The organism is Psychrobacter sp. AOP30-A2-5 (assembly GCF_052378115.1).
Classification (GTDB): Bacteria; Pseudomonadota; Gammaproteobacteria; order Pseudomonadales; family Moraxellaceae; genus Psychrobacter.
Genome location: NZ_JBQSXK010000010.1, coordinates 47,902 through 60,945 on the forward strand (window position 1 = coordinate 47,902; position 13,044 = coordinate 60,945).

The following is a 13,044-nucleotide window of genomic DNA, read 5'->3' on the forward strand; positions in this document are numbered from 1 at the left end:
CTATCATTTTTAATTGACTTAAATTTTATAATTTATGTATTGCTATTATATTTTCACCGTAAGCTATATAAGCTGTTTGGATATTAAAATGCTGATGGATGATTTGTTACTTCAAGTTTTCAAATCAAACCAAGCTGTACAAAAGCTTAGGCATCTTCATAAATCAAATTGGCTTTATCAATATTACTCAGCGCAATCTCAAACTGCTGACCATCGCTTGATGTCAGATTTAAGACATTTGCATCGATACTATCTAAAGTACCTGTCGCTTTGCGACGTTTTTGATCACCTTCACCAATCGCTTGTATTAAACGCAAGCTGACGGTTTGACCAACATAGGCATGCATCTGCTCATCGGAAAAGAATGCACGGTCGAAACCTGGTGAAGAGACTTCTAAGATAAACTCACCAGCAATCGGATCATGAACCTCAAGAATACCGCTCACTTGATGGTTCACTGCTGCACAGTTTTCAATGGTTACTTGTTTATTTTGAGCCTGCTCTTCTGGCAATGCCTCAATATAGATGCGTAATAAAGAGCGATTGCCTTGCGGTGCAAACTCGATACCCCATAATGCCACATCGCAAGCCGCGACGGCAGGAGCAATAATATTGGTCAGTTCTGTAACTTTGGTTGAAAGCTTCATAATCTATTTATCTTTTCCTATTCACGTATCTATCGTACTTAGTAAACTGCGTAATTGTCGCTCACTCATGGAATTTATTTATTAGTAAGAGACACAGTCATTATATTATCTTAAATCACAAACATATTATTTTATATGATATGCGCTTATATAGGGATGAGCACAAAAAACATCAAGCTCAGCCAGACAATGCTTTTATTATTCACAAAGCAGTACTACCGATAAAGGAGTGAGGAATAAAGGATAGTGTGCTTAAGAAGCAGCGCGCCGATAGCGGCAGGTGACAACCAATAACGAATAATATCGCACTCTATAGAACTAGAGCTTAGCATAAGTAGGATAGATACCGCGATACCACTGACCGTCAGATACAAAAAAACCCACAAACATAATGGTGGGCTAATCGTTACTGACAAATTTAGTGTACAAAACATCAGTATAAAAAGTGGTAGCGGGGGCTGGATTTGAACCAACGACCTTCGGGTTATGAGCCCGACGAGCTACCAGACTGCTCCACCCCGCATCAATCTATGGTGCGTATTATAGCGGGGGTTTATATAAGTGTCAATCTTTATTTTAAATAAATTAAACTAAATTTCTTACCTATATTACTAACGCCGTACTTAATACGTTACAACTTTAAAAACTTGGTGCGATTGGGGGGACTTGAACCCCCACAGCTTGCGCCACCACCCCCTCAAGATGGCGTGTCTACCATTCCACCACAATCGCATTTTTCACTGCTCTACTATTACTATCTAATCTATCATAATAGATGCTTAAGGTAGGCATCGATAGAATCAGACTGCTAAAACAGAAAAGTATTGTAAATCTAACGCCTCAAAATAGCAAGAGCTGCCTCAATTAAAAGGCAATGACTAAAGACAGCTATTAAAGGCAAATGTCTTTAAAATACAGTTATTGAGGATTCTGTGTCAATGGACGCGGCGTTTGTGGTGCTGACACAGGTGCATCTAAACGGAACTGATCTTCAGCCTGTTTGCGCGCGTGAACGGCTAGCGTCATACTGGTGATAAAAAATATCACTGTTAATACTGCTGTCGCACGCGTTAAAAAGTTCGCTGTTCCTGCCGCACCAAAGACCGTACCTGACGAGCCAGCGCCAAAAGAAGCTCCAGCGTCTGCCCCTTTACCATGCTGTATCAAAATCAAGCCGATCATGGCAATCGCCACGATAATATGCAGGGCTAATATAAACGTAAACATGGTGGCCTCTTTTGCCGCGTAATGACGACTGATAACGGAAAATAAATCTTACGGTTAATAGGAATAGCAATTGACGGGTAATGCTGCCAAATCGATTATATAAATAAGGCGCATTGTACACGATTGCAAGGGCACTGTTAAACCTACTTTTGCCAACTGATAAAGACATTTTATAATCGAGACCGCCATGAAATGCACGTTTTATCTCTATTAACTAGTCTTTAGCTCGACTAAAGGCATTGGCAATTGCCAAAAAACTCTCTACCTTTAATGATGCGCCGCCAACCAATGCCCCATCAATCATAGGATCTGCGGCAAAGCTATCGGCATTATCCGCATTGACACTACCACCATATAGCACACTCATTACCTTTAGTGATTCTGCAAAGCCTGTGATGGTTTGCTTAATATGCTGATGCGTTTGACTGACTTCGCTCACGGTTGGGACTTTGCCAGTACCAATCGCCCACACTGGCTCATAAGCAATGATCAGTCGATCAGATAGTGATGACATGATATCTGGTTGGGTAGTAATCACTTCTTTTATGACTGATAACTGAGTGTCAATTACGTCAAGGGTTTGCTTATCATCATATTGAGCCTGAGTTTCACCAATACAAAATACCACGCCCAAACCTTGGGTAAGTGCGTGAGTCACTTTCTGAAATAACGTATCGTGAGACTCGCTATGATACTGGCGACGCTCAGAATGACCTAGTATTGTCCAAGTTGCCCCAGCGTCTGCTATTTGCTGTGCTGAGCATTCACCCGTATAAGCGCCAACACTGGCACTATGCGCACTGACGTCTTGCGCTGCACTCAATATCGAACTACCAGCTAAACGCGCACTGACAGCTGCCAGATGAATACAGCTTGGTGCCACCATCAACTGACAGCGACTATTTGACCGTTCTATGGCGGCTTGCTCTTTAGCATCAATTGTAGTCAACAAATTATTCAACAATAAATCGACGTCGTGACTCGTTGCTGGATTCTGTTTCCAATTACCAATTACCCAAGCTTGCATACTCATCTACCTTGTTTCATCTATTCTTGCCAATTTGGCTAATATGCGCGCCAGTATAACAAATAATTCCCAAGTGCTATAGTATGCTGCCGCCAGCAGAAAAACAGACAGTCAATGCAAATATTTACTAGGGCGTGTCCTCACTCTAAAAAATAATGATAAAAATGAGATAAATTACTGTCAAACAAGGAAAGTAGCGCAAATATTATCGAGATATTGATAAGCTATTTGACGATGTTTGGCAAAATTTAGCTTATTTAGAAAATAGTCTATTGAATTGAAGACACGCCCTAGACATTGTCTCAAGCTATGATTTTTTGGGTCAAGCACTCAATCGTCCATATAAAATCTTTAAACTAAAGTAATGTTTTATAGTATTGTGTCTATATATAACAGACTATTATCAAGAATCTAACAACTAAGCTACTGATGAACTACACTATTAAAACGGTTTCTCTGCTAAATCTCATAAGAGCATCTCTGCATTGACTGTTATTCATGATGGCCTAAAGGCTAACAATGACTTATAGCAGGTATTTGTTAAAAATTATAATAGTAAGTGGCTCTCAGAAGTATATGGATTTCAGACAAATATATAGCATATTGGATATTAAGGAGAAGTCGTAATGTCTATCACCACGAGCAAGTATGGTGGTTTAGCGCACCAGCTAATCAGCGAAGGTATCGTCAGCGAAGCGAATATGAAAATCGCGCAGACCGAATCGCAACAGCAACAAGTAGGACTAGTGCCCTACCTAGTCGACAATAAATTAGCAGATGCTTATCATCTTGCGCAGATGTTGTCACAAGCGTTTGGCGATCCTCTTTTCGATCTTGATGCTTTACATGTTGATGTCATTCCAAAAGACTTAGTAGATGAAAAAATCATTCGTAAATTTAATGCGTTGCCATTATTCAAACGAGGACAGCGTTTATTCGTCGCATTAAGTGATCCAACTCGTGTGGATGCAATTGACGCTATTGCTTTTAATTCACGGCTGTCTATTGAAACTATTGTCGTCGAAGAAGACAAGTTAAAAAAGCGTATTGAGAGTCTTTACGCTGATGCCATGCAAAATTTTGATAGCTTCTCTGATAGCGATTTAAATGTTGGCTTTGATGAAGGTGAAGAAGAGGAAGGCGAGACCAAGCTTAGTGATGGTGTCGAGGAAGCACCCGTTGTAAAATTTGTTAATAAAATGCTGGTTGATGCCATTCGTATGGGTGCCTCTGACTTGCACTTTGAACCCTATGAAAAAACCTATCGCGTTCGCTTTCGTGTCGATGGTGTGATGCAAAAAATGGCCAATCCACCCGTACAACTGGCTGGGAAAATTGCAGCCCGTTTAAAAGTCATGTCGCAGATGGATATTTCAGAGCGCCGTGTGCCACAAGATGGACGTATCAAGCTCAAGATATCTAAAGATAAAGCCATCGACTTTCGAGTAAGCTGTCTGCCTACCCTATTTGGCGAAAAACTTGTACTTCGTATTTTGGATCCTTCTTCAGCGATGTTGGGTATTGAAGCGCTCGGCTATGAACCTGATCAGAAAGATATGTTTTTAGAGGCACTGCATAAACCACAAGGTATGTTGCTTATCACGGGACCAACTGGTTCTGGTAAGACCGTGTCGCTTTATACTGGTATTAATATTTTAAATACTGGCGCGACCAACATATCCACTGCTGAAGATCCAGTGGAGATTAACTTGGAGGGGATCAATCAAGTCAACGTCAATCCAAAAGTGGGTCTAACTTTCGCAAATGCCCTCAAATCTTTTTTACGACAAGATCCTGATATTGTCATGGTCGGTGAGATTCGTGACCTTGAGACTGCTGAAATTGCAATTAAAGCAGCGCAAACAGGGCACATGGTGCTCTCAACCCTACATACCAACTCAGCACCTGAAACACTGACGCGGCTGCGGAACATGGGTGTGGCCTCCTTTAATATCGCGACTTCAGTAAACTTGGTTATCGCCCAGCGCTTAGCACGACGTTTGTGTAAAAACTGCAAAAAACCTATTAACATCCCTAAGCAAAGTCTGCTTGAGCTCGGCTTTACAGACGCTGATTTGGACAATCCAGACAATATCATTCACGAGCCAGTAGGTTGTAATGAATGCCGTGAAGGTTATAAAGGACGAGTCGGTATCTACGAAGTTATGAAAGTCAGCCCTGATATCTCACGCATCATTATGGAAGACGGTAACGCGATAGATATAAAAGACGCTGCACTTAAAAATGGCTTCCGAGACCTGCGTCGCTCTGGGATTTTAAAAGTCTTACAAGGCGTAACCAGTATTCAAGAAATGATGCGCGTCACTTCTGAATAAGAATACTGGCTATGCGTATGTTGCATACGCACAAAAATACAGACACTGCTGATCACTAAAGAGGAACGTTTGAAGTGACTAAACCAACTACTTTTTAATCTTGAATTGTCGAAAAAATAGCTTTTAGTAATGCACTGATAAAAGGGTATTTGGACATTCAAAACTGTCCTTATATGAGTAATGCCATTATTTATATGAGGACTTATATGATGGGTGGTAATCGTACGGACTTTTATAAATCAGCAATAATCTCTACCAGATATACTTAAATATAAAACAGAGTTATACTGGTTTTTTACGTTAAAATAAAGTATGCCTCTTTTATGTAATGAGTCAGGCATCGTTGTACATCTTTGCAAGATCTATATTAGACAATATTTTGAGGGTAGTAACATGGCAAAAGCGAAGACCGACGTGCTGTTAGACTTTGTCTATGATGGGGTGAATCGACGCGGACAAAAAGTGAAGGGAGAGACCACCAGCCGTAGTTTAGAGTTAGCAAAAGCAACTTTACGCAAACAAGGTATCAGCGTTAAAGGTATCAAGAAAAAACCAAAGCCACTTTACACTTTCAAAAAATCCATCAAACCTATCGATATTGCCATTTTTGCCCGTCAATTAGCGACTATGATGAAAGCGGGTGTGCCATTGACTCAATCCTTTGAGATTGTTGCTGACTCACTTGACAATCCAAGTATGAAAGACTTGGTATTACAAATAAAATATGACATTGAAGCGGGTGGGACTTTTGCTTCAGCATTGCGTAAGCATCCCCGTTATTTTGACGACCTGTTTTGTTCACTTGTCGATTCTGGTGAGCAGTCTGGTGCACTGGAAACCATGCTTGAACGTGTTGCTACCTATAAAGAAAAAAGTGAATTACTTAAAGCCAAAATTAAAAAAGCAATGAAGTACCCTATCGCGGTTGTCGTTGTCGCTATTATTGTGACTATGATTTTGCTAATAAAGGTCGTGCCGGTATTTTCAGAATTATTTGGCTCATTTGGTGCAGATTTACCTGCATTTACCCAAATGGTTGTTAATATGTCTGAGTGGATGCAGGTATGGTGGTTCATTCTAGTTGTTATTATTGGTGGTGCCATTATTGGTTTTTCGGAGGCCAAAAAACGGTCTAAAAAATTCCGTGATTTTTTAGACCGTGCAGTATTAAAAGCACCAATATTTGGAAATATCGCTTATCAAGCGGTTATTGCCCGTTTTTCCCGCACACTATCGACTACCTTTGCTGCGGGCGTGCCGCTTATTGACGCTCTTGAATCTACTGCTGGTGCGGCAAATAATGTCGTATTTTATAACGCTATTCAGCAAATCAAAAATGATGTTTCTACTGGTCAACAGCTACAGTTTTCGATACGCTCAACCAACCTTTTCCCAAGTTTAGCCATTCAAATGGTCGGTATCGGTGAAGAATCCGGTAGTTTGGAAGAGATGTTAGATAAAGTTGCTGTCTATTATGAAAATGAAGTAGACAACGCCGTTGATGGATTGACCAGCTTAATGGAACCTTTAATCATGGCGGTGCTCGGTGTATTAGTTGGCGGCTTGGTGATTGCCATGTATTTACCAATATTCCAAATGGGCTCAGTAGTAGGCTAAAAGCTATTTAAAGGACAGCTTGTTCATGCAATTTATAGAGTTATTACAAGACAATATGCCTATCGCTTTAGGCATATTCGGCCTACTAGGTCTTTGCGTTGGCAGTTTTTTAAATGTGGTGATTCACCGTATTCCGCTGATGATGGTTTATAGCTGGCGACAAGAGTGCAGCCAGTTTATGTCAGAACAAGCAGATATGCCTCGCGGACACACTCTGCCCCTAACAAATATCGTAGCGGCTGACCAGCCGATTACTTTGAGTCGACCAGCCTCACGCTGCCCTCATTGCGCCCACAAAATAAAGTGGTACGAAAACATACCGTTAATTAGCTGGTTAATACTACGTGGCCGTTGCTCAGAATGTAAAGCAGCGATTGGACTGCGTTATCCACTGGTTGAGCTAGCAACAGCCCTACTATCAATGTTAGTGATTTATCAGTTTGACGTAACTGCAGCTGGCTTGTCAGCCCTGATTTTGGTATGGACGCTGGTTGCATTAACCGGTATTGATTTTGATACCCAATTACTGCCTGATCGCTTGACCTTTCCATTAGCGGGTTTAGGATTAGCAGTGAATTCACAAGGCTGGTTTGTCTCACCTACCCAGTCAATTTGGGGCTTATTGCTAGGGTTTTTGTCATTGTGGATAGTGGTTAAGATATTTTATCTAATCACTAAAAAGCATGGTATGGGGCAGGGAGATTTCAAATTATTGGCAGTATTAGGTGCTTGGCTTGGGCCCATGATGTTGCCATTGATTATTTTATTGTCTTCTCTATTAGGCTCAATTGTTGGGATTATTTTGATGAAGAAGCAGGGTGAAAGCAAGCCGTTTGCCTTTGGTCCTTATATCGCTATCGCTGGTATTGTTGCTTTATTATATGGCTCAGATATCGTCAACTGGTATCTCGGCATGTATACTTACTAAATTGTCCTAGAAAGTATTTCGGTCACTCCTTTTTAAACAGACACCAAATCTTAAAATAGGCACCAAAATACTTTCTTAGCTTATAACCATCACTGTCATTATATCGAGCAGATAAGTCATTATTATGTCAAAACAATCATTTTCACCTTATTCTCATAAGCCCCAGACCCCGCAAAAGAAAAGCAAAACTTTAGTAGTTGGCTTAACGGGTGGTATCGGTAGTGGTAAGTCCGCTGCGAGTGCTTGGTTCGCTGAGCAAGGCATTGATATTATCGATGCGGATGTGATTGCCCATGAAGTCGTCGCTAAAGGTAGCAACACTCTGCACAAAATCCAGAAAAAATTTGGTGATTGGGTGTTGAATAGTGATGGATCAATGGATCGAGTGGCAGTAAGAACGCACGTCTTTTCACATCCTGAGGCATTGATTGAGTTAGAAGCAATCACTCACCCAGCGATACGCGAAGCAGCAAAAGCACAGTTGGCAACCAGTACTTCGCCTTACGTGATATTGTCAGCGCCTTTACTTATTGAAGCAGCAGAAGCAGGGCTTGCCAATTTATGCCAACGTATCTTAGTAATGGATGCCACCGAAGATACGCAGATTGCGCGTGCCAGTCAGCGCGACGAACAAAGCATACAAAAAATCAAAGCCATCATGGTGAATCAGCTGAGCCGCGAAGAGCGTAATCGTCATGCAGATGATGTGGTGCTCAACGAAAGTGATCTTGCGGCTCTGTATGTGCAATTAGCGCCATTACACCAAGAATATCTTAAGCTTGCCCAGCAGCTAAAGTACGCTGTCGATTGACTTCATATAGCGCCATACCAGTGGCAACACTCACATTTAGACTTTGAAGGTTGCCATGCTCATTTCCTGACATCGGAATATACACCAGCTCATCACAGCTCTCCATAGTCAGGCGACGCATCCCCTCACCTTCTGAACCCATGATAATGGCTGTTTTGCCAGTCAGATCAGCAGCATGAATGGGTTTGGCATCCGCATTAAGCGCTGTACCAAACACAAATACCCCAGCATTTTTGATTTGCGTGAGCGTACGTGCCAGATTGGTAACACTAATAATCGGCATCATCTCTGCTGCACCGACTGATACTTTAGCCACTGTTGGTGTCAGACTTGCCGCATGATGTTTCGGACAAACCACGGCATCCACACCCATCGCCACTGCGGTACGCAAGCAAGCACCAAAGTTATGTGCATCCGTAATTTGATCTAAGACCAATAATAAGCATTGGTCACGCCCAGCAAGGGTAGCAAGCAAGCCTTCATCAGCAAATCCTAAAGGACGCGCATTCAGCACCACACCTTGGTGCTGCGGGCTGCCACACAATTGCGTGAGTTTGTCTTTTTGCGTGGGTTGGATACTGATACCATTGTCACGTGCTTGCGCCATAATCGCTTGTACATGGCTATCAGTCTCACGACCTTGCTGCACAAACAAGCTTAGCCCATCTAAAGGACGATATTCGAGTAAGGCATCAATCGCATGAATGCCATAAAAATAGGTAGGTTTTGCCATAATAGGCCTATTGATTATAAAGTGGGTATCGCGCTATATGATAAAAACTAGGCGATAAAAAGAGATGACAGTAATTGTATCAATAAATGGATATCTGCATATAAATAATATCAGCAGAAAAAGAAAAACCTTACCAATCCGATAAGGTTTTTCTTTTTTTGAGTAAAAGGCTTTTTGCTGTCATCAATCACTTAATAACAGCTTTAGCAAACTTACCCTTCTAAGTGGCAGATATATTGAACAATTTCTTCTGTCCGCAGATTAAAACCACTATTGCCTTCAACCACGAATGATTGACCAGCGCGGTAATAGCTGAATTCTTCATCACCATTAATTTTGACCTCACACTCACCGCCCGTGATTTCGATACGCTCGGAGGTATTGGTGCTAAAATGGTAATGCTCAACCAAATTATCACAAGGCAAGATAACGCCCAATGTTTTATGTCGACCATCTTCGAACATAATAGTGTGGCTTGAACAACGACCATCATAAGATACCGTCGCTTGAGCATTGACTGTTACATTAGTAAATTGCGCCGCTGTCATAGTGGCTTCCTTATCAAATAATCATTACGAAACTAAAAAATAAGTAATTGGTTAGAGTACCGCCAGAGTTGCGTCGTTAACCGACACCTCTGTACTACGTACTGTATCCTTCTATACTAGATATCTGTGCGCTAAAGCTAGCCACAGGTTCTATGAAAATACTTTAGAATAATGACCGAGTGGCATACTCTTCCAACTATACGCCTATCATTTTACAAAATTATGACTCGTTATCGTGTATTACACCGTACTAATCTAATCAGAAGAGTTTATCATTATGTGAGATTATGCTACCACATTATATCTATAAAGTTTGTTAAAGCGACTAGGAAAATGCTGTTTGATGCGAATCTTAAACTTACTTACTCATCTTTTTTTGAGTCAGCACCTTATCACTATAATGGGGCTTTTTTTATACATTTGATCCGCAACCATTCTTAGTCTAACGCCATCATTTTGACAGGCTTAGTCATCTTAATGATTGATATTGTGAATATTATGATGACGACTCATTGCCAGTTTTTGATAGCTTTATGGTAATCTTCCAAGAATAAATTCTATTATACAGTGCCTGAAAGTTTGTATTTAAGCGCGTTTAACATCATACTATTTGCCTATAACATTTATCTCATTAACACGGTTAAATGAATAATTTCACTCCCTTATCTACCCTATTTTATATATGGCTTCTTGAGATGTATATGAAGTCTATTGTCTGTCATGAGAGGCGTTGATGCTAGTATCATTAACTTTACATCAGTTTGCGTTGATCGCTCAGCATGAGCTGAGTGTGGCTGAAGGCTTCAATGTCATCACGGGTGAGACCGGTGCTGGCAAATCGCTATTACTCGATGCACTGTCTTTATGTGTTGGTGAGCGCGCAGACAGTGCAATGGTCAGACACGGGGCGGCGCAAGCCGATATTTATGCGCAGTTTGATGTGGAGCATAACAATGTCATCGCTGAGTGGTTCGCTAAAAATGATCGACCATTAGAAGAACCTGAAGTCCTAATTCGTCGTCAGCTCAGCAATACCGGACGCTCAAAAGCTTGGTTAAATGGCACGCCTGTCAGCTTGGTGGAGCTCAAAAGCTTAGGTGCATTGCTGGTCAATATCCATAGTCAGCACGCTCAGCAAGCGCTCCTCAAGCCGCAGTTTGTGGTGCAATGGCTCGACGAGATGGCACAAATCACGCCATTAGCTATACAAACTGCCAGCAGCTATCAAGCTTATCAGCAGCTTAAACGCCGTGCTGACGATATTGCGAGCCGTGAGGCTCAACGACAAGACCGTATTCAACTATTGCAAAGCCAACTTGCTGATATTGCGCCGTTATTGGCGGTTGATTATGCAGAAGTTGAAGCAGAGCACGAAGAGCTGTCTAATATCGAAGCCCTCATGATAGAGGCCAGTCATGGCTTGCATCTGCTCGACAATGACACGGATGAGCCAGATGTTATGACCTTGCTCGGGCAAGCGATTAAGCTCTGTGATAACCAAATGAGTGTCAGTCAAACTTTTGAGCAGGCTTCTGAACAGCTGCATCTAGCACAGCAGCAAATCATTGAGGTGACAGCGCTACTTTCAGACTACGCTGAACAACAATTGCCTGATCCAGAGCGTTTGCAGACACTAGACAGTCTTATCAGCTTAGGTCATCGCTTATCACGTAGACATAGCTTGCCAACGAGCGACTTAATCGATGAAGCAAAGGGCTGGGAAGCGCAATTAGAGCAGTTAGAAAACGAGCCAAGTAGCGATGCGATGGCGGCACAAATTGAACAAGCTTGGCAAGACTATCTTGCATTCGCCGCTCAGCTAAATCAAGAGCGCTCGAAAGCCGCGCCGATCGTCAGCAAACAATTAATGCAGCAACTACAACCGCTCGCGCTACCCAATGCCCGCTGCGAGTTTGTCTTTACCAAAAAAGCCGATGCCAGCCAATATAGTGCGCAAGGTTGCTATGATATCGATTTATTATTTAGCGCCAACGTCGGTATGCCTATGCAGCCATTACATAAGATTGCCTCAGGCGGTGAGCTGTCACGAATGGCACTGGTGATGCAAGTACTGCAAGCGACCAATGCCGATAATAATGCCGCTAAGCCGATGCTCGTCTTTGATGAAGTCGATGTCGGTATCAGTGGCGGCACGGCGCAAGTGGTCGGTGAGCTACTACGCGCGCTTGGGCAGACGCAGCAGCTACTGGCCATTACTCACCAAGCACAAGTCGCGGCGCAAGCGCATCAGCATATATTGGTACAAAAACATCATGACGAGCAGACCGAAAGCGAGCTATTAATACTGACTGATAGCGCACAAGTCGACGAGCTGGCACGCATGTCTGGCGGTGTGATCATCACTGACATCACCCGTGACCATGCGCGTAGTTTATTGACCGATGTTAAATAAAAGCTTTTTCATTAATAATGATAGTTGCGCAGCGCTGTGTCTCATCACTGCTAAATATTTGCTTTGGTTGATTTTCACCTCAGTATCGCCATATAGTGGAGTGTTATCTCTGTTATTTTACCTTTCATATTAGGTTGCGTTTGTCTCTATGTCTAAAGCCAATTTGACCCATCATTTCTTAATCGCGGCACCAGAACTGTCAGACCCACGGTTTGAGCAGGCGCTGATTTATATCTGTCGTCATGATAAACACGGCGCACTTGGTCTGATGGTCAATCGTCCATTAGAGCAGGCACGCGTGGGCAAACTGCTAGAAGATTTAGACATTGAAGTGACGGATGCGCAAGTGATGGAAGATGTAGCATTAGAGGGTGGCCCGATGTATCCAGAGGTTGGCTTTGTGCTGCATACGGGTCAACCAGAATGGGCATCGTCTTTTGCAATCTCAGAAAACGTCTGTATTACCACCAGTCAAGATATCCTTAAGCGTATCGCCGCAGGTCAAGGCGTTGGGCATTATCAGCTGTGCTTGGGTCATGCCAGCTGGGGTAAAAAACAGCTCGATCAAGAGCTAAATAATGGCGATTGGCTTGTCTGCCCTGCTGATCTGAATTTATTGTTTGATACGCCATTCGAAGAACGCTGGCAAATTGCCGCGGATAAGATTGGGGTGAACTTTGATTACCTTAGTAGCGATATCGGTCATGCTTAATGATTGGTTATGATTGTTAAATTATCCATTTAAACTAAAGATGCA

Annotated in this window: 11 protein-coding genes and 2 tRNA genes; 6 read left to right on the forward strand and 7 right to left on the reverse strand. The window is 42.3% G+C overall.

The genetic code is table 11. The features are described from left to right. Nucleotides 1-146 precede the first annotated feature (146 nt). The 5 genes from rimP to tpiA form a co-directional block, all read right to left on the reverse strand. A complete protein-coding gene (gene rimP, locus ACT3S4_RS08725) occupies nt 147-647 on the reverse strand; it encodes a ribosome maturation factor RimP (RefSeq protein WP_045454872.1) in 501 nt (166 codons plus the stop codon). Between the two features lie 446 nt (nt 648-1,093). Next, nucleotides 1,094-1,170, reverse strand: a tRNA-Met gene (locus ACT3S4_RS08730). Nucleotides 1,171-1,295: 125 nt separating this feature from the next. After that, nucleotides 1,296-1,379: transfer RNA gene (locus ACT3S4_RS08735), tRNA-Leu, on the reverse strand. 186 nt (nt 1,380-1,565) lie between these two features. Then, on the reverse strand, nt 1,566-1,874 hold the full coding sequence (gene secG / locus ACT3S4_RS08740) for a preprotein translocase subunit SecG (protein WP_025652589.1): 309 nt from the start codon (nt 1,872-1,874) through the stop codon (nt 1,566-1,568). 214 nt (nt 1,875-2,088) lie between these two features. Continuing rightward, nucleotides 2,089-2,901 carry a triose-phosphate isomerase gene (gene tpiA / locus ACT3S4_RS08745; protein WP_109590574.1) on the reverse strand — a complete coding sequence of 271 codons (813 nt, stop codon included), beginning with the start codon at nt 2,899-2,901 and terminating at the stop codon, nt 2,089-2,091. 626 nt (nt 2,902-3,527) lie between these two features. Between tpiA and pilB the strand changes: the two genes are divergently transcribed. The 4 genes from pilB to coaE all read left to right on the forward strand — a co-directional run bounded on the left by pilB (nt 3,528) and on the right by coaE (nt 8,593). Continuing rightward, nucleotides 3,528-5,237, forward strand: coding sequence for a type IV-A pilus assembly ATPase PilB (pilB, locus tag ACT3S4_RS08750; RefSeq protein WP_109590572.1), 1,710 nt, complete (start codon nt 3,528-3,530; stop codon nt 5,235-5,237). A gap of 393 nt (nt 5,238-5,630) precedes the next feature. Continuing rightward, complete coding sequence (locus tag ACT3S4_RS08755; RefSeq protein ID WP_109590570.1) at nt 5,631-6,854, forward strand: type II secretion system F family protein; 1,224 nt, start codon at nt 5,631-5,633, stop codon at nt 6,852-6,854. A gap of 25 nt (nt 6,855-6,879) precedes the next feature. After that, complete coding sequence (locus tag ACT3S4_RS08760) at nt 6,880-7,782, forward strand: prepilin peptidase (protein WP_109590568.1); 903 nt, start codon at nt 6,880-6,882, stop codon at nt 7,780-7,782. Nucleotides 7,783-7,906: 124 nt separating this feature from the next. Next, nucleotides 7,907-8,593 carry a dephospho-CoA kinase gene (gene coaE, locus ACT3S4_RS08765; RefSeq protein WP_109590566.1) on the forward strand — a complete coding sequence of 229 codons (687 nt, stop codon included), beginning with the start codon at nt 7,907-7,909 and terminating at the stop codon, nt 8,591-8,593. Here coaE and rlmB read toward each other — a convergent pair. Continuing rightward, nucleotides 8,556-9,326 carry a 23S rRNA (guanosine(2251)-2'-O)-methyltransferase RlmB gene (gene rlmB / locus ACT3S4_RS08770; protein WP_055123702.1) on the reverse strand — a complete coding sequence of 257 codons (771 nt, stop codon included), beginning with the start codon at nt 9,324-9,326 and terminating at the stop codon, nt 8,556-8,558. The genes coaE and rlmB overlap by 38 nt on opposite strands. 212 nt (nt 9,327-9,538) lie before the next feature. Then, complete coding sequence (gene ppnP, locus ACT3S4_RS08775) at nt 9,539-9,874, reverse strand: pyrimidine/purine nucleoside phosphorylase (protein WP_045443006.1); 336 nt, start codon at nt 9,872-9,874, stop codon at nt 9,539-9,541. Between the two features lie 733 nt (nt 9,875-10,607). Here ppnP and recN point away from each other — a divergent pair. Together recN and ACT3S4_RS08785 are read left to right on the forward strand one after the other, a co-directional pair. Next, nucleotides 10,608-12,287: a DNA repair protein RecN gene (recN, locus tag ACT3S4_RS08780; protein ID WP_444760884.1), complete on the forward strand. Its 1,680-nt coding sequence runs from the start codon at nt 10,608-10,610 to the stop codon at nt 12,285-12,287. Nucleotides 12,288-12,435: 148 nt separating this feature from the next. Next, nucleotides 12,436-12,999: a YqgE/AlgH family protein gene (locus tag ACT3S4_RS08785; protein WP_045443003.1), complete on the forward strand. Its 564-nt coding sequence runs from the start codon at nt 12,436-12,438 to the stop codon at nt 12,997-12,999. The last annotated feature ends 45 nt before the right edge of the window (nt 13,000-13,044 follow it).